Below are 20,282 nucleotides of genomic sequence, written 5' to 3' on the forward strand. Positions count from 1 at the left end.
TCCCCTGTGCAGTGTTTGCAATCGTTGATTGTCTATCGTTGGCATCAAGCCGGCACGCTGGCCGACAGGAACTGTTGCAGGCGCTCCGATTTCGGCGCGCCGAAAAGCTGGGCAGGCGGACCCTCTTCCTCGATCAGGCCCTTGTGCAGGAAAATGACGTGATCCGAAACATCGGCCGCAAGGCGCATGTCATGGGTGACGAGGATCATCGTGCGATGCTCGTTCGCGAGATCCTTGATCACCTTCACCACCTCCTGCTGCAACTCCGGGTCGAGCGCCGAGGTCGGTTCATCGAAGAGCAGCGCCTCGGGCTGCATGCACAGTGCGCGCGCGATCGCCGCGCGCTGCTGCTGGCCGCCCGAGAGCTGTGCCGGCCAGTTGTCGGCCTTGTCGCCGATGCCGACCTTGGCCAGCAGACTGCGCGCCAGCGTCTCGACCTCCTTCGGGTCGCGCTTCAGCACCGTCACCGGCGCCTCCATGACGTTTTGCAAGATCGTCATGTGCGACCACAGGTTGAACTGCTGGAAAACCATCGACAGGTTGGTGCGGAAGCGGGTCACCTGCGCGCGGTCGGCGGGACGCCGTGCCAGGCCCTCGCCCGCCCATTTCACCGCCTCGCCGCCGAACAGGACCTCGCCGCGCTGGCTGTCCTCCAGCAGGTTGCAGCAGCGCAGCAGGGTGGATTTGCCCGAGCCCGAGGAGCCGATCAGCGAGATCACCTCCCCACGGTCGGCGCGGATCGAGACGCCCTTGAGCACCTCGAGCGACCCGTAGCTTTTGTGCAGGTCGCGGATTTCGATGACGGGTGCGGTCGCTGTCACTTTTCGGCTTCTCTTTGTCCGGTTGGTAAAGTTGGCGCGATTCCGGGGGGGAATGCAACGGCGGAGTGACGCTTGACGCAAGGAGATGCGCCAAAATGTCGGGCAGAAGCATGCAGAGCGGGCATCCCCCTCAGCCGCGCCGGGCTTCCACCCGTTGTCGCGCCAGAGCCGAATCGCGGTCATTGATGCCCAGAAGGCTTGCGGTCAGGCGGATCAGCGCCTCTTCCTCGGGGGCGCGGGCGTCGTCCGCCAGCGCCACGTCCCACATCGCCTCGATCACCCCGGCGCGGTCTTCATGGGCAATCTTGTCCTTCAGTGCGCGGGTGAAGCGCACGGTGTCGGGGGCCTCGGCCTCGACCGCCTCGCCGCGCTCGCGCAGCGCCTGCGCGGCCTCGGGCCCAAGCCCGCGGCGCATCGCGAGAACGCGGTCGATGCGCATCTTCTCGCCCTCGTCATACTGGTCGTCTGCGCGGGCAAGCCGCACCAGAAGCGCCGCCAGCGCCAGTTCCGCATCATCCGAGGTGAGCGGGGCAGGGCGGGGGTCGGCGAGAAGGTTGAGAAGTGCCTTGAACATGGCCGACACTCTAGCGCCTTTCGCGGCCGGGGCAAGGCGGGCTCAGCCGGCGTGGCCCTCGACAATGGCGAGCGAGACCTCGGCCGCGGCATCGCGCCCAGCCAGCGTCGCCTGATACCCCGCGCCGTGATAGCAGGCACGCGCCGCCGCCAGACTGGGAAATTCGACGATCACGGTTTCGGGCGCCATCGTGCCCGCCACCACCTCGGGCGCGCCACCGAGCACCAGAAGGCGCCCGCCCGCCGCGGCGATCGGGGCGGCGGCGGCCGCGCGATAGGCGGCATAGCCCGCACGGTCGTGCACACGCACCTGTGCCACCCAGTATGCCGGTGTCATCCGCCCGTCGGGCTCAACCATCCCAGCCCTCGACGATGCAGATGTCCGCCTCGGACACCGGCGTGCGCAGCGCCATTGCGCGCTGGTATTCCAGGCTCAGGTAGCAGGCCCGCGCCGCCTCGATCGTCGGAAACTCGATCACCACGGCGCGCGGGCGCAGGTCGCCCTCGACCACCTCCTGCGCACCGCCGCGCACCAGAAACCGGCCGCCATATTTCCCGAAAGCCTCCGCATTCGCCTCGCGATAGGCCGCATAGGCCTGCGGGTCGTCGACGGTGACGTGGCCGATCCAATATCCTTTCGCGCTCTTGCTCATCTGCGCCTCCCATTTTGCCAAAGCGTTGCGGGAGAACGCGGATTTTGCAAGACGACTCAGCGTCGCGCGGCCTTTTCGGCAATCCCCGAGGTGCCCTCGCGGCGCTCGAGCTCGGCCAGCACCTCGGCGAGGGGAACCTCCTTCGCGGCGAGCATCACCAGCAGGTGGTAAAGCACGTCGGCGCTTTCATAGACGAGATTCTGGCGGTCGTCCTTGGCCACGGCCATGCAGGCCTCGATCGCCTCCTCGCCGAATTTCTGCGCGCATTTCTGCGCCCCCTTGGACAGCAGCTTCGCCGTCCAGGAGCTGTCGGGATCGGCGCTCTTGCGCGCCGCGATCGTGGCTTCAAGCCGTTCGAGCGTGGTCATGTCAGCCTCACGGGGATGCCGGCGGCGGCCATGTGTTCCTTGGCCTGCCGGATGGTGTAGGTGCCGAAGTGGAAGATCGAGGCGGCAAGCACCGCCGAGGCATGGCCCTCGGTCACCCCCTCGACCAGATGGTCGAGCGTGCCGACCCCGCCAGAGGCGATCACCGGCACCTCCACCGCATCGGCGATGGCGCGGGTCAGCGGCAGGTTGAAGCCCGCGCGCGTGCCGTCGCGGTCCATCGAGGTCAGCAGGATCTCGCCCGCGCCCTTCGCCTCGACGGTGCGGGCGAATTCGACCGCGTCGATGCCTGTCGCCTTGCGCCCGCCATGGGTGAAGATCTCCCACCGGCCCGGTTCCACCGTCTTCGCGTCGATCGCGACGACGATGCACTGGCTGCCGAAGCGGTCGGCGGCCTCGGCCACGACATCGGGATCGGCCACGGCGGCGGAGTTGAAGCTGACCTTGTCGGCCCCCGCGAGCAGCAGCTTGCGCACGTCCTCGTGGCTGCGCACGCCGCCGCCCACGGTGAGCGGCATGAAGCATTGCTCGGCGGTGCGGGTGACGAGGTCGTACATCGTGCCGCGGTTCTCGTGCGTCGCATGGATGTCGAGGAAGCACAGCTCGTCGGCGCCCGCCGCGTCATAGGCCTTCGCCGCCTCGACCGGGTCGCCCGCGTCGATCAGGTTGACGAAGTTGACGCCCTTGACGACACGGCCATCGGCGACATCGAGGCAGGGGATGATGCGGGTTTTCAGCATGGAGGCGCCTCCTTTGGCGCCTTGATAGCGCCCGTCGCGCGGGATGGGAAGCGAAAGGGCAGGGGCGCTGCCCCTGCACCCCGAGGTATTTCGGGCAAGATGAAGAGAGGGCCCGGCGCTTTCATCTTGCCGAAAATACCTCGGGGAGCCGAGGCATCGCCTCGGCGGGGCGGAGCCCCTCTTACGCCTTCAGCGCCGCAAGCGCCGCGGTCAGGTCGAGCGCCCCGTCATAGATCGCCCGGCCCGAGATCGCGCCGGCAATGACGCTGGTATCGCGCAGCGCGATCAGGTCGGGCAGCGAGGACACGCCCCCCGAGGCGATCACCGGGATCGTCACGGCGCGGGCCAGCGCCTCGGTCGCCTCGATGTTCGGGCCGGTCATCGCGCCGTCGCGCAGGATGTCGGTGTAGATGATCGCCGCGACGCCCGCGTCCTCGAAGGATTTCGCGAGGTCGGTGACCATCACGTCGGTCTCCTCGGCCCAGCCCTTGGTCGCGACACGGCCGCCGCGGGCGTCGATGCCGACCGCGACCTGGCCCGGGAATTCACGGGCCGCCTCGCGCACCAGCGCCGGATTCTCGACTGCCACGGTGCCGAGGATGACGCGCGAAAGCCCCTTCGAGAGCCAGCCCTCGATCGTCGCCATGTCGCGGATGCCGCCGCCGAGCTGGGCGGGAACGGTGATCCGGGCGAGGATCGCCTCGACCGCGGCGGCGTTCACTGGCGCGCCGGCGAAGGCGCCGTTCAGATCGACGAGGTGGACCCATTCGCAGCCCGCGGCCTCGAACTTGGCGGCCTGGGCGGCGGGGTCGTCGCCGAACACCGTGGCCTTGTCCATTTCGCCATGCAGCAGGCGCACGCACTGGCCGTCCTTGAGGTCGATCGCGGGGTAGAGGATCATCGCGGCTCTCCTTGCCTTCGGGCTTTGGGCTTTCGGGCCTCATGCCACGGGCCGGGGCGCGCGGCAAGCCTTGCAAAACGCCACGTCAGGCTTGCCGGGAATCGGGGGGCGTGACCAGATGACGCGCAGGGAAACCGGGAGGAGAGACCATGAAACGCATTCTGCTGGCGGGGCTGTTTGCGCTCGCCGCGGGCGCCGCGGGCGCCGATCCGATCGAGGGGGTCTGGCAGACCCAAGCCGATGACGGCGCCTATGCGCTGGTGCAGATCGCGCCCTGCGGGGCGGCCTATTGCGGCAAGATCACCCGCACCTTCAAGGACGGCGGCGAGTACAAGTCGCCCAACATCGGGCGGCAGATCGTCATCGACATGGCGCCGAAGGGCAATGGCGCCTACGAGGGCAAGGTCTGGCGGCCCTCGAACGACAAGACCTACATCGGCAAGATCGCCCTTGCGGGCGATGCGATGAAGCTGTCGGGCTGTGTGCTGGGCGGGCTGTTCTGCGCCAAGCAGGACTGGTCGCGGGTGAAGTGACCGGCCTGCCGGCGGCAACGGAAAGGGCGCCCTCGGGCGCCCTTTTTCATGGTTTCCACTGCAGGAAGTTCGAGATCAGCCGCAACCCGGTGCGCTGCGATTTCTCGGGGTGGAACTGCGTCCCCACCATGTTGTCGCGCCCGACGATCGCGGTGATCGGCCCGGCATAGTCGACATGGGCAAGCAGGTGCGCGGGGTTCGCCACGCGGAAGTGGTAGGAGTGCACGAAATAGGCGTGATCGCCGGTCTCGATCCCCTCGAACAGCGCATGCGGGCGGTCGATCACCAGATCGTTCCAGCCCATGTGCGGCACCTTCAGCGCCGGATCGGCGGGCTCGATGCGCACCACCTCGCCCGGGATCCAGCCGAAGCCCTCGGTCGGTTCGAACTCGAGCCCGCGGCTTGCCATCATCTGCATGCCGATGCAGATGCCGAGGAAGGGCGTGCCCTTCTGGTGCACCGCCTCCTCGATCGCCTCGAAGAGCCCGGTGAAGCGGGTGAGGGCGGCGCGGCACGACGGGAAGGCGCCGTCGCCCGGCAGCACGATGCGGTCGGCGCGGGCCACCACATCGGGTTCCGAGGTGACGACGACCGAGCCCTGTCCGAGCTCGAGCGCCATCCGCTCGAAGGCCTTGCGGGCCGAGTGCAGGTTGCCCGAGTCGTAATCGACCAGAACGGTGAGGCTCATCTGTCTTCCCTTCTCAGAGTGCGCCCTTGGTCGAGGGCAGGACCCCGGCCATGCGCGGGTCGATCTCGACCGCCATGCGCAGCGCGCGGGCGACCGACTTGAAGGCCGCCTCGGCGATGTGGTGGCTGTTGATCCCGTGCACCTTGTCGACATGCAGCGTGATGCCGCCGTTGGTCGAGAGCGCCTGGAAGAACTCGCGCACCAGCTCGGTGTCGAAGGTGCCGATCTTCTGCGTCGGGAACTCGACGTTCCACACGAGGAAGGGCCGCGCCGAGAGGTCGAGCGCGGTGGCGACCTGGGTGTCGTCCATCGCAAGCGCGAAATGGCCGTAGCGGCGGATCCCCTTCTTGTCGCCAAGCGCCTGCACCAGGGCCTGGCCAATGGCGATGCCCGTGTCCTCGACGGTGTGGTGGTCGTCGATGTGCAGATCGCCCACCGCGGTGATCGTCATGTCGATCAGCGAGTGGCGCGCGAGCTGGTCGAGCATGTGGTCGAAGAAGCCCACCCCGGTGACGTTCCGGTAGCTGCCGGTGCCGTCGAGGTTGATCTCGACCGAGATCTCGGTCTCGGCGGTCTTGCGGGTGATGGTGGCCTTGCGCATCGTCGCTCCCTTCCGTGTCACAGCCTTATAGGGCGCGGGGCGCGGCTTGCAAAGCAGGGGTGGGGCAAGGGTTTCTTAAACTCTTGCGCGGCATCTTTTGCCCGGCGGGGTGGAGAGCGCGACATGAGAATTCTGGTCCTGGCCGGGCGCTCGCCCGCGATGAGCCGCTTTTGTTCATTGATGCATGAGACCGGTTTCGAGGTGGCGCAGGCCCTGACCCTGGCCGAGGCGCGCATCCGCGCGCGGCTGCTGCGGCCCGGGGTGGTGGTGGCGGGGCTGTTCCCCGGGGAAGATGCCGAGGCCGGGGAGAGTGCGCTTGGCCTGATCCTGACGATGCAGGCGCACACGCCGGATCTGATGACGATCCTGCTGACCGATTCGCCGCTTTTCGCGCATGGCGAGCTTTTCGATATGCTCGGCTCGCTGCGTTGCGTCCTGGCCGAGACGATCGCGGCTGAGGACCTGGCCGAGGTGGTCTGGCATCTTCTGGCGCGGGCGCGGGGCTCCGGTCTGCGGGCTGTCCCGCATGCCTGTCTGCGGTGTCGTGTGGCCGATCAGTGCCACGATGCCGCCGCGGTGCGCGAGAGGGAGGAGGCCGGGGGATGGTCGTGCTGCATCGGCGGCGGTCGCGGCGTCTGAGCGGGGCGCGTGTGTCGGCCGCAAGCGTGGCGCGGGCCGGAAAAGCAAAAGGACCGCCGAAGCGGTCCGTTTCGCATTCATTTCGCTGGAGCGGGCGATGAGATTCGAACTCACGACCCTTACCTTGGCAAGGTAATGCTCTACCCCTGAGCTACGCCCGCATGCAGCGATATGTTTCCGAACTGGAGCGGGCGATGAGATTCGAACTCACGACCCTTACCTTGGCAAGGTAATGCTCTACCCCTGAGCTACGCCCGCACCATTGTTCGGTGGAGGCGATTTATGGGATCGGGCGGGGGGCCGCAAGAGGAAAAATTCGTCGCTCCGAAAAAATCCTGTGGGCATCTTCCGGCGCAGGGCGGGCGCGATGCGGGAACCGTCAACAGGGCTTGGCCGTTGGCAGGGGGAAGGGCGGAAAGATCCGCCCCGACCCGAAACCACAGACGGAGGCAAGCGATGAACACCGACATGCTCGAAGGCAAGTGGAAGGAGATCAAGGGCAGCGTGCGCGCCAAATGGGGCGAGCTGACCGATGACGAGGTCGAGCAGGTGGCCGGCAATACCGAACGCCTGGCCGGGCTGATCCAGCAGAAATACGGCCGCTCGAAGGATGAGGCGAAGCGCGAGGTCAACGACTTCATCGATTCGCTCTGACCGGGACGATTCCGGTGAAAAGGGGGGCTCAGGCCCCCCTTTTGCGTCTCAGGCGAGGATCGCCAGCACCGCACTTGCGGCGAGCGACAGGAAGGTCAGCCCCATGCCGGCGACGCGCGCACGCATCGGGCCGCCGAAGCCGAGCGCCCAGGCGTGCAGCGCGCGCCCGAGAATCAGCGCCGCGCCCGACAGGTGCAGCGCGATGGCCCCGGCGCCGGCCAGCTCTGCCAGCAGCAGCATCACGATGCCGAAGGGCGCGTATTCGGCGAGGTTTCCGTGCGTGCGGATCCGCAGCGCCAGATCCCCGTTGCCGCCATCGCCGATCGAGACGCGCTGCGCCTTGCGCGCGTTCACCACATGCAGCGACAGGAAAATGTAAAGCGCCACCAGCGGCAGCGCATACCAAGCCGTGATCATCAATGTCTCCCATGCAATCGCGCCCGCAGCCTGACCGGCCACGGGCGCGAGAACAAGGGGAAACGGAAGGACTTACTCGAGCTCGACGAGCAGGTCCTTGGCGTCGATCTGCGCGCCGGGCGCGACATGCACGGCCTTCACCGTGGCGGCGCGATCGGCGTGGATGCCGGTTTCCATCTTCATCGCCTCGATGGTCAGCAGCAGGTCGCCCTGCGCCACCTTCTGCCCGACCGCGACGGTGACCGAGGCGACGGCCCCCGGCATCGGTGCGCCGACATGGGCGGGGTTGCCGGTCTCGGCCTTGGGCCGCGCCTTCACCGCCGATTTCGCCGCCCGGTTCGGCACGCGCACCGCGCGCGGCTGGCCGTTCAGCTCGAAGAACACCTTCACCTCGCCGGCCTCGTCGGTCTCGCTCATCGTCTGATAGCGGATCTCGAGGGTCTTGCCCGGGTCGATCTCGGCCGAGATCTCGTCGCCCGACTGCATGCCATAGAAGAAGACCGGCGTCGGCAGGGTGCGCACGGGCCCGTATTGCCGGTGCCGCCCCATGTAGTCGAGGAAGACCTTGGGATACATCAGATAGCCCGCGAGATCCTCGTCATCGACGCTATAGCCGTTGAGCTCGGCCGAGAGCTTCGCCCGCGTGGCTTCAAGGTCGACCGCCGGCAGATGCAGGCCCGGCCGCTCGGTCGAGGCGGGCTCGCCCTTCAGCGCCTTCTTCACGATCGCCTCGGGCCAGCCTCCGGGCGGCTGGCCGAGGTTGCCCTTCAGCATGTCGACCACCGAGTCGGGGAAGGCCATGTCGCGGGCGGGGTCGAGGACATCGGCCTTGGTCAGCCCCTGCGCCACCATCATCAGCGCCATGTCGCCCACCACCTTCGACGAGGGGGTGACCTTCACGATATCGCCGAAGATCTGGTTCGCGTCGGCATAGGCCTGTGCCACCTCGTGCCAGCGTTCCTCGAGGCCAAGGCTGCGCGCCTGCGCCTTGAGGTTGGTGAACTGGCCCCCCGGCATCTCGTGCAGCCAGACTTCGGACGCGGGCGCCCGCGTGCCCGATTCGAAGGCCGCATATTGCGTGCGCACGGCTTCCCAATAGTTCGACATCCGCCGGATCGCGTCGATATCAAGGCCGGTGTCACGTTCGGTATGGGCGAGCGCCTCGACGATCGAGCCGAGGCAGGGCTGCGAGGTGCCGCCCGAGAAGGCGTCCATCGCCGCGTCGACGGCATCGACGCCGGCCTCGGCCGCGGCGAGGACCGTGGCCCCGGCAATGCCCGAGGTGTCATGGGTGTGGAAGTGAATGGGCAGGCCGACCTCGGCCTTCAGCGCGGTGACAAGGGCCCGCGCCGCGGCGGGCTTCAGAAGCCCCGCCATGTCCTTCAGGCCGAGCACATGGGCGCCCGCGGCCTCGAGCTCCTTCGCCATCGCGACGTAATACTTCAGGTCGTATTTCGCCCGGTCCGGGTTCAGGATGTCGCCGGTGTAGCAGATCGTGCCTTCGCAGATCTTCTCGGCCTCGATCACCGCATCCATCGCGACGCGCATGTTCTCGACCCAGTTCAGGCTGTCGAAGACGCGGAACACGTCGACGCCGGTCTTCGCCGCCTGCGCCACGAAGAACTGCACCACGTTGTCGGGATAGTTGGTATAGCCCACCCCGTTCGAGGCGCGCAGCAGCATCTGCGTCAGCACGTTCGGCATCGCCGCGCGGATGTCGCGCAGCCGCTGCCACGGGCATTCCTGCAAGAAGCGATAGGCGACGTCGAAGGTGGCGCCGCCCCAGCATTCGACCGAGAACAGATCGCCGAGGTTGGCCGCATAGACCGGCGCCGCCTTGATCATGTCGATCGAGCGCATCCGGGTCGCCAGAAGCGACTGGTGGCCGTCGCGCATCGTGGTGTCGGTCAGCAGAAGCCGCTTTTGCGCCTTCATCCACTCGGCCACCGCCTTCGGCCCCTCGGCCTCCAGCAGCTGCCGGGTGCCCGGGCGCACCGGGCCCTTGATCTCGGGCAGGCGCGGCGGGCGCGCCTCGGCCGGCGGCTTCGGCCGGCCCGCGGTCTCGGGATGGCCGTTCACCGTGATGTCGGCGATGTAGGTCAGGATCTTGGTGCCGCGGTCGCGCCGCTTCTTGAAGCTGAACAGGTCAGGCGTCGTGTCGATGAACTTCGTCGTGTAGCCCATGCTCAGGAAGGTCGGGTGCTTGAGCAGGTTGATGACGAAGTCGATGTTGGTCGAGACGCCGCGGATGCGGAACTCGCGCAGCGCGCGGTCCATGCGGTGGATGGTCTGGTCGGGGGTCTGTGCCCAGGCGGTGACCTTCACCAGAAGGCTGTCGTAATAGCGGGTGATGACGCCGCCCGCATAGGCCGTGCCGCCATCGAGCCGGATCCCCATGCCGGTCGCGGTGCGATAGGCGGTGATGCGGCCGTAATCGGGGATGAAGTTGTTCTGCGGGTCTTCGGTCGTCACCCGGCATTGCAGCGCGTGGCCGGAAAGCGTCACCTCGGATTGCGCGGCGGCGCCCGTCGCCTCGGCCAGCGTCGCGCCCTCGGCGATGCGGATCTGCGCCTGCACGATGTCGATGCCGGTGACCTCCTCGGTCACGGTATGCTCGACCTGCACGCGCGGGTTGACCTCGATGAAGTAGAAATGCCCCGAGTCCATGTCCATCAGGAACTCGACGGTGCCGGCGTTCTGATAGCCGACGGCATTGCCGATCTTCAGCGCGAGGCCGCAGACTTCGGCGCGCTGTTCGGGCGTCAGATAGGGGGCGGGGGCGCGCTCGACCACCTTCTGGTTGCGCCGCTGCACGGTGCAGTCACGCTCGTAGAGGTGATAGAGATGGCCATGCGTGTCGCCCAGCAGCTGCACCTCGACGTGGCGGGCGCGCAGGATCATCTTTTCCAGATAGCCCTCGCCGTTGCCGAAGGCGGCCTCGGCCTCGCGCCGGCCCTCGCGCACCTTCTCGACCAGCTCGTCGGGGCCCATGATCGGGCGCATGCCGCGCCCGCCGCCGCCCCAGCTCGCCTTCAGCATCAGCGGATAGCCGATCGCGGCCGCCTCGGTCTTGATCGCGTCGAAATCGTCGCCCAGCACCTCGGTCGCGGGGATCACCGGCACCCCCGCCTTCATCGCCACATGCCGGGCCGAGGCCTTGTCGCCAAGGGCGCGCATGGTCTCGGCGCGCGGGCCGATGAAGGTGATGCCGGCCTTGTCGCAGGCCTCGACGAAATCGGGGTTCTCCGACAGCAGCCCATAGCCCGGGTGGATCGCGTCGGCGCCCGATTCCTGCGCCACACGGATGATCTCGGGGATCGAGAGATAGGCGCCGACGGGGCTCAGCCCCGCGCCGATGCGATAGGCCTCGTCCGCCTTGAAGCGGTGCAGGGAGAGCTTGTCTTCCTCGGCATAGACGGCGACGGTCTTCTTGCCGAGTTCGTTTGCGGCCCGCATCACGCGGATGGCAATCTCGCCCCGGTTGGCGATCAGGATTTTGCGGAACATCATGGACCCTCCCCGCAGTGGTGCTGGAAAACCTAGCGTCGCTGCGATGCAGCGCAAGTCAAATCTGCGAAATTGAGCAAATTAACTGACCAATTTGGAAATGTTTGCAAAGTTTGGGTGGCCGGGCGGCTATTGACCTGCGGCAAGGCGGCGGGCAAGCAGGGGGCATGATCGAGTTGCGCCCGGTGGGCTACATCATCGGCCTGCTGGCCACGGCCCTCGGGGCGGCGATGCTGATCCCGGCCGCGCTCGATTTCCTGCGCGGCGACGTCAATGCCGGCGCCTTCCTCGAGGCGGCGATCGTCACCATGACCGCGGGCGGTCTGGTGGCGCTGGCGGCCCATGACGGGCGCGGCACGATGCTGAGCCTGCGGCAGAGCTTCGTTGTCACCACCGGCGCCTGGGCGGTGCTGCCCGCCTTCGGCGCGCTGCCCTTCATCACCGGGGCGCCGGGGCTCGACTTCACCGACGCCTATTTCGAGGCGATGTCGGGGCTGACCACCACCGGCACGACGGCGATTCCCGAGCTCGACGAGCTGCCCGCCGGCACCAACCTGTGGCGCGCGATCCTGCAATGGCTGGGCGGGCTCGGCATCATCATCGTGGCGATGATCTTCCTACCGGTGATGAAGGTCGGCGGCATGCAGTTCTTCCGCTCGGAAGGCTTCGACACCCTGGGCAAGATCCTGCCGCGGGCGATGGACATCTCGGCGGCGCTGATCCGGATCTATGTCGGGCTGACGGTGGCCTGCGCGGTGACCTATGGCGTGCTGGGGATGACGGCCTTCGACGCGGTGGTGCATGCGCTGACCACGCTCTCGACCGGGGGCTTCTCGAATTACGACGCGAGCTTCGGTGTCTATCGCGGCGCGCCGGAATATGCGGCCTCGCTGTTCATGCTGCTGGCCGCGATGCCCTTCATCCGCTTCGTGCAGCTGGCTCAGGGCAATCCCGCGCCGCTGTGGCGCGACCCGCAGGTGCGCGCCTTCCTGCGCTGGCACGGCTATGCGATCGCGGTGATCGTGCTCTATCGGCTGATCCGGCACGAGAGCGCGTTCTGGCCGACGCTGCGCGAGGTGACCTTCAACGTCGTGTCGACCTTCACCGGCACCGGCTATGCGTCCGAGGACATCACCTCCTGGGGGCATCTGGCCTTCGTGGTGCTGATCATCACCGGGCTGATCGGCGGCTGCACCTCCTCGACCGGCTGCTCGGTCAAGGTGTTCCGCTATCTGATCCTGTTCCAGGCGATCAAGGTGGCGATCCGGCGGCTCTACAGCCCGCACCGGGTGATGGGGATGCGCTATGACGGCCGCGCGGTCGAGCGCGAGGTGCTCGATTCCGTCGTCGCCTTCTTCACCCTCTTCGTGCTGACCTTCGGCGGGCTGATCGTGGCGCTGTCGCTGACCGGGCTCGCGCCGCGCACGGCGCTGACCGCGGCCTGGACGGCGATCGCCAATGTCGGGCCGGCCTGGGGGCCCGAGGTGTCGGCAAATGGCGCCGTCGACCGCTTCCCCGACAGCGCGAAATGGCTGATGGCGCTCGGGATGATGCTTGGCCGGCTCGAGCTGATGTCGGCCTTCGTGCTGCTCTTGCCGAAGTTCTGGCGCGGCTGAGCGCCGCGCCCGCGGTCAGGGGCGGGCGGTCATTTCCAGCAGGCGATCTGCACGGTGAATTTCTGCGCCTCGACGGCCAGATCCTCTGCCGCAAGCGTGCCCGTGGCCTCCGATGCGGTGGGCATGAAGCCATGCTCGGCCAGCACCTGAACGAGCGGCATCGCCTGCACCGCCTCGGTCAGACCGGCGGGCATCAGCTTGGTGCCATCGGCCGCGCGTGGCAGCACCACGCCGACCAGTGCGCCCGAGCCATCCAGCACCGGCCCGCCCGCATCGCCCGCCAGCGTGTGCACCGCCAGCCGCGCCCGGTTCGCCTCGCCGGCAAGGCCGGTCAGATCGGAGAGCGTGCCAAAGCTCAGCACCGGCGCGGTCAGCGTCTCGGGATAGGAAAAGCCCGCCACCGCCACCTGCGCACCGGCGGCGGTCGCCGCGGTCTCGAAGGCGACGACGCCGGCAGGCGCCATCGCCTTCTTCGGCGTCAGGACGGCGATGCCAAGCGCCGGATCGGAGAAGGCGAGATCGGCCTCCTCGTCCTCGATGGTGATCTTGGTGCAGGCGTCGAGCCCGGCGCCCGCCGTCAGAACCGCGCCCTTCTCGTCGATGAAGGCGCCCGAGCGGGCAAACTCCGGGTGCCGCCGCTCGAGCCCCGCCATCAGATCGCCGCGCGTCACCGTCATCGGCGTGCCGAGCGAGGGATCGAGCGCGGTGCTGCCGATCGGCCGGAACGAGGCCTTCATCGCCGCCAGCACGCGCTGCATCTTCGCCTCCTGCCCGGGCGGCCAGGCCAGGGTGAAGCCCTTGATCAGCCCGCCCGCCAGATGTGCCTCGGTCCAGGAGTGCAGGCTGTCGGTCTGTCCGGCGATGGTGAAGCCGCTGCGGTTTCGGCTGCGCTCGCCCTCGGCGGGCACCAGCGCCAGCGCCTGCATCCGGTCGTAAAGCCCGTAAAGCGCGTTCTGGTCGCCGGTGAGCGACAGCAGCAGCGCCGTGACGCCCGAGCCGTCCTTGGCGCGATAGACGACGAAGGGCGGGTCGTAGCGGTCGAACTCGACGAGGCCGAGCGGCAGGTCGATGGCAATGCCGGCGTCGGTCTCCTCGACGGTCTCGAGGCCGAGCGCGGCGCGGTCGGCCGCGACGGCGGCGAGAAGCTGCGTCTGCTGCGTCGAGGCGAGCACGCCGGTCGGCGCAAAGCCCCGCGCCGTCTGCCAGGCGGCGATCGCCGCGCGCGTGCCGCGGCCGAAGGCGCCGTCGATCGTGGCGTTGTAGAACCCCTGCCATTCGAGCGCGGCCTGGATCTCCATCCGTGCCTCGCGGTCAAGCGCCGCCTCGAGCCGCTGCGACTCGGCCAGCGTCTCGACCGGGATCTCGGGCGCGGGCGCCGGGGCGGCGACCGCGGGCGGGGCCTCGGCCACGGGGGCGACTGGCGGCGGTTCGATCGCGGCGGTTTCGGGCGGCGGGGTTCCGGTGGCGGTTCCGGTGGCGGGCGGCTCGGCCGCCGGCGGCAGGGGGGCGCCCGCGCCGGGCCAGAACTGGTCACGGAAGCGGCCGCCGTCCGAGACATAGCTGTCGCGCGGGATCAGCCCTTCGCGGCGCAGCGTGCGCAGCCGCACCGTCGCCTCGGCGGTGTCGGCGAAGGGCCCGATGGCGATCGCATACCAGCCTGTCGACATCGCGAAGCCGGCGATGTCGGGGAACATGCCGGCCCAGTCCCGCGCGCGTTCCTCGGCCTGCGGGAGCGAGGGCTGCGCCTCGATCTGCACCCAGACCGGCTCGGCCGCGCCGGGCCCCGTCCAGATCATCCCCGCCAGACCCGCCGCCGTCGCGAGGCGCATCGCCCTGCGCATTCCCGTCATCGTGAAACCCACTTCCTGTTCTCAAAACGGGGTGAGGTTAACAGGCTGGCGGCGCACGTCACCCCGGAAATCGCGTGAAATCGGGCGCGGGGGCAGGGCGGGGCGTTGACCCTTGCCCGGCGCTTGCCTAGAGAGAAGGCGCTTTGAACCAGAGGGAAGCCATGTCGAACCCTGTCGCTCCGCGGTCGTTCCAGGAAATCATCCTGCGGCTCATGAATTACTGGGCCTCGAAAGGCTGCGCGGTGCTGCAGCCCTATGACATGGAGGTGGGCGCGGGCACCTTCCACCCGGCGACCACGCTGCGCTCGCTCGGCTCGAACCCCTGGGCCGCGGCCTATGTCCAGCCCTCGCGCCGTCCGACCGATGGCCGCTATGGCGAGAACCCGAACCGGCTGCAGCACTATTACCAGTATCAGGTGCTGATCAAGCCGAGCCCCTCGAACCTGCAGGAGCTCTATCTCGGTTCGCTCGCCGCGATCGGCATCGACCTTGATCTGCACGACATCCGCTTCGTCGAGGACGACTGGGAAAGCCCGACGCTCGGCGCCTGGGGCCTGGGCTGGGAAGTCTGGTGCGACGGCATGGAAGTCAGCCAGTTCACTTATTTCCAGCAGGTCGGCGGGCATGACTGCAAGCCGGTCTCGGGCGAGCTGACCTATGGGCTCGAGCGCCTTGCGATGTATGTGCTCGGCATCGACCACGTCATGCAGATGCCGTTCAACGCCCCCGACGCGCCGATCCCGCTGACCTATGGCGACGTGTTCCGGCAGACCGAGGAAGAATATTCGCGCCACAACTTCGATGCGGCCAACACCGAGATGCTCTTGCGCCATTTCGAGGATGCCGAGGCGGAATGCGAGCGGCTCCTGTCCTTCCCGGCCGAGGACCCGAATTCGGGCAAGCGCATCCTCATGGTGCACCCGGCCTATGACCAGTGCATCAAGGCCTCGCATCTGTTCAACCTGCTCGACGCGCGCGGCGTGATCTCGGTGACCGAGCGGCAGGCCTATATCGGCCGGGTCCGGGCGCTTGCGAAGAAATGCGCCGATGCCTTCGTGCAGACCACCGCCGGCGGCTGGACGCCCGACGCGGCCGCGTGACCTCTGCGCGGGGCAGGGCGCTCAGCCCAGCCCCGGCAGCAGCGCCCTGAGCCCGGTCGCCACCATGTCGACCGCCACGGCGGCGAGGATCATCCCCATCAGCCGGGTCATGATGACCCGCAGCCGCTGGGACATCACGTGGCCGATCCGGTCGGCCGCGAGCAACACCACGGCCGTCGCCGCCAGCACTGTCGTTACGGCAAGCGCCAGCGCCCCGACCTGCGCGGGGCCCGTGGCGCGGCCGGTGAAGATGACGAGCGTGGTGATCGTGCCCGGGCCGATGATCATCGGGAAGGTCATCGGATAGAAGGCCACGGTTTCCAGATCGACATGATCCGCCCGCTCGGCCTGGCTGCCGGTATGGGCCGCCATGCCGTTGCCGTTCAGCATGCCAAGCGCGATCATCATCAGCACGATCCCGCCCGCGACGCGGAAATCGTCGACGCTGATCCCGAAGACCGAGAGCACGCCGATCCCCGCCACCCCGACCAGCAGGCACATCGCCGCGGAAAAGCCGATCACCGCCAGCGCCGTGCGCCGCCGCGCCGCACCGTCATAGCCCGCGGTAAGGCTGAGAAACATCGGCAGCGCCATGAACGGGTTCATGATCGCGAAAAGGGCGCCGAGCGATTTCACGAAGAATGCGCTGTCCAAGCCGGTTCTCCTGCGGGGGGCGGGTGCCCTCTGTCTAACGGCACGGGGCCGATTGTGCAAAATCCTCCTGCCCGCGCTTGCGCGGCGGCGGACGGGCCTGTATGCGCAACGGGTATGGCGATCAGGGGACGATATGTCGGAGGCTTTCTTGTGTTCAGCGCGCTGATCACCGGGGCCGCGGTCTATTATCTGCAGGTCTACGGCTATTATCACGCGGTCGATGCGGCGGCGCCTGCCGCCGAGGTGCGGCTGACCGCGATCGAGACCGGCGCGCCCGAACCGATCCTCGCCGAGGATTTCCAGGGCATCGACGCCGACAGCTCGCCGCTGCGCTATCGCGGCTGCTTCCGCACGCCGATGAGCCTTGCGCTGCTGACCGAGACCTTCACCGTCTATGACAAGGCCACGCCGCTCAACGCGCCGGGCTGGTTCTCCTGTTTCGACGCGGCCCGGATCGGCGCCGACATCGAGACCGGCCGGGCGGTGGCCTTCCTGTCCGAACACGACATCCACCCCGGCGTCGACCGCGTGGTGGCGATTTATCCCGATGGCCGGGCCTATGCCTGGCAGCAACTGAATGACGAAGCGGGGAAGTGACATGCCCGATCTGCTGATTGAACTCTTCTCCGAGGAGATCCCGGCGCGGATGCAGCCGGGGGCGCGTGAAGCGCTGAAGAAGCTGGTGACCGACGGTCTCGTCGAGGCCGGCCTGACCTATGGTCATGCCGCGGCCTTCTCGACGCCGCGGCGCCTCACGCTCGCCCTCGAGGGGCTGAGCGCCGAGAGCCCGACGCTGCGCGAAGAGCGCAAGGGCCCCTCGACCGGCGCGAACGAGAAGGCGATCGAGGGCTTTTTGCGCTCGACCGGCCTGACGCTCGACCAGCTCGAGGTGCGCGACGACAAGAAGGGCCAGGTCTATTTCGCCGTGGTCGAGAAGCCCGGCCGCACCGCGCCCGAGATCGTCGCCGAGGTGCTGGAAAAGACGATCCGCACCTTCCCCTGGCCGAAGTCGATGCGCTGGGGCTCGGGCACGCTCAAATGGGTGCGGCCGCTGCATTCGATCCTGTGCCTGCTGACCACCGAGGCCGGCGCCGAGGTCGTCGACCTCGAGGTCGAGGGCATCCGCTCGGGCAACACCACCGAGGGCCACCGCTTCATGGCGCCGGGCCGCTTCGCGGTGACGGGCTTTGACGATTACGTCGCCAAGCTGAAGGCGGCGAAGGTCGTGCTCGACAGTGCCGAGCGCGAGGAGATCCTGTGGAACGAGGCGCAGACGCTCGCCTTCGCGCGCGGGCTCGAACTGGTGCCGGACCGGGGCCTGCTGGCCGAGGTCGCGGGGCTGGTCGAATGGCCGGTCGCGCTGATGGGCGACATCGCCGAGACCTTCCTCGGCCTGCCGCCCGAGGTGCTGCAGACCTCGATGAAGGAGCACCAGAAGTTCTTCTCGGTGAAGAACCCGAAGACCGGCCGGATCGAGGGCTTCGTCACCGTGGCGAACCGCGAGACCGCCGATCATGGCGCGACGATCCTGAAGGGCAACCTCAAGGTGCTGTCGGCGCGGCTGTCGGATGCCAAGTTCTTCTGGGAACACGACCTGCGGATCGTGAAGACCGAGGGGCTCGAGGGCATGGGCGAGGGGCTGGCCCAGGTCACCTTCCACAACAAGCTCGGTTCCCAGGCGGCGCGGATCGAACGTATCGAGGCGCTGGCGCAGGAGATCGCGCCGATGGTCGGTGCGCAGCCCGATCTGGCCGCCGAGGCCGCGCGGGTGGTGAAATCCGACCTGCGCTCGGCGATGGTCGGCGAGTTCCCGGAACTTCAGGGCCTGATGGGCAGCTATTATGCCAAGGCCGCGGGCCTGCCCGAGGCCGTTGCGAATGCCTGCAAGGGCCATTACTCGCCGCTTGGTCCCTCGGACGAGGTGCCCTCGGAGCCGGTGACGGTGGCGGTGGCGCTGGCCGACAAGATCGACACGCTCACCGGCTTCTGGGCGATCGACGAGAAGCCCACGGGCTCGAAGGACCCCTTCGCGCTGCGCCGCGCGGCGCTTGGCGTGATCCGGCTGGTGCTCGCGAACAGGCTGCGGATCGGACTGTTGGGGGTAGCCTATGACATGTCCGAGCGATATTTTGGGCTAGTCGCTGCGGAGAAAGTTGGCGAAGGCTATGTGTCAGCTCTGTTGGCGGGGCTTCAAGCCGACGGCCACTTTGCCGTTCGTATTCGTGCCGCGCAGGAACAACTTGCTGACCACAGGCAGCGTGTTGTTTTCGATAGTTATTGGGCGGCAGTTGCCGACCTTCTCGCCTTCTTCCATGACCGGCTGAAGGTGTTCATGAAGGACCAGAACATCCGCCACGACGTGATCGACGCGGTTCTGGCGATGCCGGGCAATGACGATCTGACGCTTGTGGTGAAGCGGGCCGAGGCGCTCGCGGCGTTCCTCAAGACCGAGGATGGCGGCAACCTGATCCAGGGCTTCAAGCGCGCCAACAACATCCTCAGCCAGGCCGAGGCGAAGGACGGGGTCGAATACAGCTTCGGCGCCGATCCGAAATTCGCCGAAGGGGCCGAGGAGACCGCGCTGTTCGCCGCGCTCGATGCCGCCGAGGCGGCGATCGGGCCGGCGATGGCGGCCGAGGATTTCGGCGCCGCGATGGCCGCGATGGCCGCCCTGCGCGCACCGATCGACGCCTTCTTCACCGCGGTGCAGATCAATGCCGAGAACGAGATCCTGCGCCGCAACCGGCTCAATCTGCTCTCGCGCATCCGCCAGATCTGCCTGAGCGTCGCCGACCTGACGAAGATCGAGGGCTGAGCCCCGGCGCGGCGCCCCTTCCCCGGCCGGGGAGGGGGCGCTGCCCCCGCCTGCCGCTGGCAGGCCCCCCGAGGTATTTCGGGCAAGATGAAGGCCCCGGGGTGTTCCCTCAGGCGGCCGCGAGGGCGAGGGCCGTCGCCTCGTCGGTGACGAGGACGCTCGCCAGCCCGCCGCGCAGCATGGCGCGGATCGCCTCCACCTTTTCCGGACCGCCGCCGATGCAGATCCGCTCGGGCACCTGCAGCAGGTCGCCGAGCGCCATGGTGATGTGGCGGCCGTCGAATTCGCTGTGCACGATCCTGCCTTCCGCATCGAAGAAATAGCCCGCGGCAAAGCCCACCGCACCGAGGTCGCGATAGGCGGCCAGCTCGGCCTCGGTCATGAAGCCGCCCTGCACCAGCAGCGTCTCGCCGGTCAGCTGGGTGACGCCGAACACCGCCTTGGTGCAGCCGCGCAGCAGCGCGAAATGGTCGCGGATCGCCGGCTCGTGCATCAGGATCTCCTTCACATGCGGAGAGGAGACGACGCCCGGCGCGTGCAGGTTGATCGCCCGCGCGTTCAGCCGCGCCGCGATGTTCGAGGTGCACAGCACCGGCGAGAAGTCGAAGGTGGCGGCGGAGGAGCCGGTGATCTGCGCCACGGTGACGGTCGGGCAGGCGATGGCGCTGAGGTGTTGTGAGAGCGCGAGCACCGTGCGGCCCCAGGCGACGCCGATCGTGTCCTCGGGCCGCAGCCGGTTTTCCAGCACCCGTGCCGCGAGATGGCCGATCTGGCCATGCAGTGATCCGCCCTCGCCCTCGCGCTGGCGCGGCAGGATGTAGCATTCCGAAAGGCCGGTCGCGGCGCAGATCTTCAGCGACAGCGCCATGCCGGCGATTCGCGTCGGGTCGATCGAGATGTTCACCACCCCCTCGTCGCGTGCCTTCTGCAGCAGGTTGAACACCGAGGCGCGGGAGATCCCGAGCTCCTCGGCGATCCGGTCCTGCTTTTGCCCCTGCTCGTAATAGAGCCATGCCGCCCAGAGCACCTCGTCCATGCCGAATTGCGCCGGAACGGCGCGCCGGCCGGTCCGGGGCTCGGTCGTCTCGATCAAATCCGCTTTTTTCGCCATGCCTTTTCCCTTCGTCGGTCGGG

General features: G+C 68.0%; 21 protein-coding genes and 2 tRNA genes. 7 read left to right on the top strand and 16 right to left on the bottom strand.

From position 1 onward, the window contains the following. Window positions 1-44: 44 nt before the first annotated feature. From AC0QTQ_RS05425 to hisA, 7 genes are all read right to left on the bottom strand, one after another. On the bottom strand, window positions 45-821 hold the full coding sequence (locus AC0QTQ_RS05425) for an ABC transporter ATP-binding protein (RefSeq protein WP_480258622.1): 777 nt from the start codon (window positions 819-821) through the stop codon (window positions 45-47). Window positions 822-951: 130 nt separating this feature from the next. Further along, complete coding sequence (locus AC0QTQ_RS05430) at window positions 952-1,395, bottom strand: tellurite resistance TerB family protein (RefSeq protein WP_480258623.1); 444 nt, start codon at window positions 1,393-1,395, stop codon at window positions 952-954. Between the two features lie 42 nt (window positions 1,396-1,437). After that, a complete protein-coding gene (locus tag AC0QTQ_RS05435) occupies window positions 1,438-1,752 on the bottom strand; it encodes a DUF1330 domain-containing protein (RefSeq protein ID WP_480258624.1) in 315 nt (104 codons plus the stop codon). Continuing rightward, window positions 1,745-2,047: a DUF1330 domain-containing protein gene (locus AC0QTQ_RS05440; protein ID WP_480258625.1), complete on the bottom strand. Its 303-nt coding sequence runs from the start codon at window positions 2,045-2,047 to the stop codon at window positions 1,745-1,747. Before AC0QTQ_RS05440 ends, AC0QTQ_RS05435 begins: the two co-directional genes overlap by 8 nt. 56 nt (window positions 2,048-2,103) lie before the next feature. Continuing rightward, window positions 2,104-2,415: a phosphoribosyl-ATP diphosphatase gene (locus AC0QTQ_RS05445; RefSeq protein WP_480258626.1), complete on the bottom strand. Its 312-nt coding sequence runs from the start codon at window positions 2,413-2,415 to the stop codon at window positions 2,104-2,106. Continuing rightward, window positions 2,412-3,173: an imidazole glycerol phosphate synthase subunit HisF gene (hisF, locus tag AC0QTQ_RS05450; protein WP_480258627.1), complete on the bottom strand. Its 762-nt coding sequence runs from the start codon at window positions 3,171-3,173 to the stop codon at window positions 2,412-2,414. Before hisF ends, AC0QTQ_RS05445 begins: the two co-directional genes overlap by 4 nt. 181 nt (window positions 3,174-3,354) lie before the next feature. Next, window positions 3,355-4,074: a 1-(5-phosphoribosyl)-5-[(5-phosphoribosylamino)methylideneamino]imidazole-4-carboxamide isomerase gene (hisA, locus tag AC0QTQ_RS05455; protein WP_480258628.1), complete on the bottom strand. Its 720-nt coding sequence runs from the start codon at window positions 4,072-4,074 to the stop codon at window positions 3,355-3,357. 149 nt (window positions 4,075-4,223) lie between these two features. Here hisA and AC0QTQ_RS05460 point away from each other — a divergent pair, with 149 nt between their 5' ends. Next, window positions 4,224-4,607 carry a DUF2147 domain-containing protein gene (locus AC0QTQ_RS05460; RefSeq protein ID WP_480258629.1) on the top strand — a complete coding sequence of 128 codons (384 nt, stop codon included), beginning with the start codon at window positions 4,224-4,226 and terminating at the stop codon, window positions 4,605-4,607. A gap of 46 nt (window positions 4,608-4,653) precedes the next feature. Here the strand turns inward: AC0QTQ_RS05460 and hisH are convergent, their stop codons facing one another. Together hisH and hisB are read right to left on the bottom strand one after the other, a co-directional pair. Then, window positions 4,654-5,295 (bottom strand): imidazole glycerol phosphate synthase subunit HisH, encoded by a 642-nt coding sequence (gene hisH / locus AC0QTQ_RS05465; protein WP_121530335.1) that lies wholly within the window; start codon window positions 5,293-5,295, stop codon window positions 4,654-4,656. A gap of 13 nt (window positions 5,296-5,308) precedes the next feature. Continuing rightward, the gene (gene hisB, locus AC0QTQ_RS05470; protein WP_121530336.1) at window positions 5,309-5,896 is read right to left on the bottom strand and encodes an imidazoleglycerol-phosphate dehydratase HisB; all 588 of its coding nucleotides are present in this window, start codon (window positions 5,894-5,896) and stop codon (window positions 5,309-5,311) included. A gap of 123 nt (window positions 5,897-6,019) precedes the next feature. Between hisB and AC0QTQ_RS05475 the strand changes: the two genes are divergently transcribed. Beyond that, the gene (locus tag AC0QTQ_RS05475) at window positions 6,020-6,535 is read left to right on the top strand and encodes a hypothetical protein (protein ID WP_480258630.1); all 516 of its coding nucleotides are present in this window, start codon (window positions 6,020-6,022) and stop codon (window positions 6,533-6,535) included. Window positions 6,536-6,621: 86 nt separating this feature from the next. Here the strand turns inward: AC0QTQ_RS05475 and AC0QTQ_RS05480 are convergent. Continuing rightward, window positions 6,622-6,696: transfer RNA gene (locus AC0QTQ_RS05480), tRNA-Gly, on the bottom strand. A gap of 22 nt (window positions 6,697-6,718) precedes the next feature. Next, window positions 6,719-6,793 (bottom strand) — tRNA-Gly (locus AC0QTQ_RS05485). 198 nt (window positions 6,794-6,991) lie between these two features. Here AC0QTQ_RS05485 and AC0QTQ_RS05490 point away from each other — a divergent pair. After that, window positions 6,992-7,189 carry a CsbD family protein gene (locus AC0QTQ_RS05490; protein ID WP_480258631.1) on the top strand — a complete coding sequence of 66 codons (198 nt, stop codon included), beginning with the start codon at window positions 6,992-6,994 and terminating at the stop codon, window positions 7,187-7,189. A 48-nt stretch (window positions 7,190-7,237) separates the two neighbouring features. Here the strand turns inward: AC0QTQ_RS05490 and AC0QTQ_RS05495 are convergent, their stop codons facing one another. Both AC0QTQ_RS05495 and AC0QTQ_RS05500 read right to left on the bottom strand, forming a co-directional pair. Then, window positions 7,238-7,606, bottom strand: a complete 369-nt coding sequence (locus AC0QTQ_RS05495) for an MAPEG family protein (protein ID WP_121530339.1) — start codon at window positions 7,604-7,606, stop codon at window positions 7,238-7,240. Window positions 7,607-7,678: 72 nt separating this feature from the next. Further along, a complete protein-coding gene (locus tag AC0QTQ_RS05500) occupies window positions 7,679-11,113 on the bottom strand; it encodes a pyruvate carboxylase (RefSeq protein ID WP_480259195.1) in 3,435 nt (1,144 codons plus the stop codon). A 167-nt stretch (window positions 11,114-11,280) separates the two neighbouring features. Between AC0QTQ_RS05500 and AC0QTQ_RS05505 the strand changes: the two genes are divergently transcribed. Continuing rightward, window positions 11,281-12,729, top strand: a complete 1,449-nt coding sequence (locus tag AC0QTQ_RS05505; RefSeq protein WP_121530341.1) for a TrkH family potassium uptake protein — start codon at window positions 11,281-11,283, stop codon at window positions 12,727-12,729. Between the two features lie 29 nt (window positions 12,730-12,758). On the opposite strand, the gene AC0QTQ_RS05510 is transcribed toward AC0QTQ_RS05505, so the two are convergent. Continuing rightward, window positions 12,759-14,570 (bottom strand): peptidoglycan-binding protein, encoded by a 1,812-nt coding sequence (locus tag AC0QTQ_RS05510; protein WP_480258632.1) that lies wholly within the window; start codon window positions 14,568-14,570, stop codon window positions 12,759-12,761. Between the two features lie 170 nt (window positions 14,571-14,740). Between AC0QTQ_RS05510 and AC0QTQ_RS05515 the strand changes: the two genes are divergently transcribed. Next, window positions 14,741-15,679: a glycine--tRNA ligase subunit alpha gene (locus AC0QTQ_RS05515; RefSeq protein WP_480258633.1), complete on the top strand. Its 939-nt coding sequence runs from the start codon at window positions 14,741-14,743 to the stop codon at window positions 15,677-15,679. A 21-nt stretch (window positions 15,680-15,700) separates the two neighbouring features. Here the strand turns inward: AC0QTQ_RS05515 and AC0QTQ_RS05520 are convergent, their stop codons facing one another. After that, window positions 15,701-16,333, bottom strand: coding sequence for a MarC family protein (locus tag AC0QTQ_RS05520; protein ID WP_480258634.1), 633 nt, complete (start codon window positions 16,331-16,333; stop codon window positions 15,701-15,703). Window positions 16,334-16,453: 120 nt separating this feature from the next. Here AC0QTQ_RS05520 and AC0QTQ_RS05525 point away from each other — a divergent pair, with 120 nt between their 5' ends. Together AC0QTQ_RS05525 and glyS are read left to right on the top strand one after the other, a co-directional pair. After that, the gene (locus AC0QTQ_RS05525) at window positions 16,454-16,930 is read left to right on the top strand and encodes a DUF6446 family protein (protein ID WP_480259196.1); all 477 of its coding nucleotides are present in this window, start codon (window positions 16,454-16,456) and stop codon (window positions 16,928-16,930) included. 1 nt (window position 16,931) lies between these two features. After that, window positions 16,932-19,148: a glycine--tRNA ligase subunit beta gene (glyS, locus tag AC0QTQ_RS05530; protein WP_480258635.1), complete on the top strand. Its 2,217-nt coding sequence runs from the start codon at window positions 16,932-16,934 to the stop codon at window positions 19,146-19,148. A 109-nt stretch (window positions 19,149-19,257) separates the two neighbouring features. Here the strand turns inward: glyS and AC0QTQ_RS05535 are convergent, their stop codons facing one another. After that, window positions 19,258-20,259 carry a sugar-binding transcriptional regulator gene (locus AC0QTQ_RS05535; protein WP_480258636.1) on the bottom strand — a complete coding sequence of 334 codons (1,002 nt, stop codon included), beginning with the start codon at window positions 20,257-20,259 and terminating at the stop codon, window positions 19,258-19,260. Window positions 20,260-20,282 lie beyond the last annotated feature (23 nt).

It is taken from the genome of Paenirhodobacter sp. YD-8, from assembly GCF_056590935.1.

Coding starts and splice junctions, on each gene's coding strand:
- AC0QTQ_RS05430 (WP_480258623.1), bottom strand. CDS start 1,395: ATGTTCAAGGCACTTCTCAACCTTCTCGCCGACCCCCGCCCTGCCCCG.
- AC0QTQ_RS05435 (WP_480258624.1), bottom strand. CDS start 1,752: ATGGTTGAGCCCGACGGGCGGATGACACCGGCATACTGGGTGGCACAG.
- AC0QTQ_RS05440 (WP_480258625.1), bottom strand. CDS start 2,047: ATGAGCAAGAGCGCGAAAGGATATTGGATCGGCCACGTCACCGTCGAC.
- AC0QTQ_RS05445 (WP_480258626.1), bottom strand. CDS start 2,415: ATGACCACGCTCGAACGGCTTGAAGCCACGATCGCGGCGCGCAAGAGC.
- hisF (WP_480258627.1), bottom strand. CDS start 3,173: ATGCTGAAAACCCGCATCATCCCCTGCCTCGATGTCGCCGATGGCCGT.
- hisA (WP_480258628.1), bottom strand. CDS start 4,074: ATGATCCTCTACCCCGCGATCGACCTCAAGGACGGCCAGTGCGTGCGC.
- AC0QTQ_RS05460 (WP_480258629.1), top strand. CDS start 4,224: ATGAAACGCATTCTGCTGGCGGGGCTGTTTGCGCTCGCCGCGGGCGCC.
- hisH (WP_121530335.1), bottom strand. CDS start 5,295: ATGAGCCTCACCGTTCTGGTCGATTACGACTCGGGCAACCTGCACTCG.
- hisB (WP_121530336.1), bottom strand. CDS start 5,896: ATGCGCAAGGCCACCATCACCCGCAAGACCGCCGAGACCGAGATCTCG.
- AC0QTQ_RS05475 (WP_480258630.1), top strand. CDS start 6,020: ATGAGAATTCTGGTCCTGGCCGGGCGCTCGCCCGCGATGAGCCGCTTT.
- AC0QTQ_RS05490 (WP_480258631.1), top strand. CDS start 6,992: ATGAACACCGACATGCTCGAAGGCAAGTGGAAGGAGATCAAGGGCAGC.
- AC0QTQ_RS05495 (WP_121530339.1), bottom strand. CDS start 7,606: ATGATCACGGCTTGGTATGCGCTGCCGCTGGTGGCGCTTTACATTTTC.
- AC0QTQ_RS05500 (WP_480259195.1), bottom strand. CDS start 11,113: ATGTTCCGCAAAATCCTGATCGCCAACCGGGGCGAGATTGCCATCCGC.
- AC0QTQ_RS05505 (WP_121530341.1), top strand. CDS start 11,281: ATGATCGAGTTGCGCCCGGTGGGCTACATCATCGGCCTGCTGGCCACG.
- AC0QTQ_RS05510 (WP_480258632.1), bottom strand. CDS start 14,570: ATGCGCAGGGCGATGCGCCTCGCGACGGCGGCGGGTCTGGCGGGGATG.
- AC0QTQ_RS05515 (WP_480258633.1), top strand. CDS start 14,741: ATGTCGAACCCTGTCGCTCCGCGGTCGTTCCAGGAAATCATCCTGCGG.
- glyS (WP_480258635.1), top strand. CDS start 16,932: ATGCCCGATCTGCTGATTGAACTCTTCTCCGAGGAGATCCCGGCGCGG.
- AC0QTQ_RS05535 (WP_480258636.1), bottom strand. CDS start 20,259: ATGGCGAAAAAAGCGGATTTGATCGAGACGACCGAGCCCCGGACCGGC.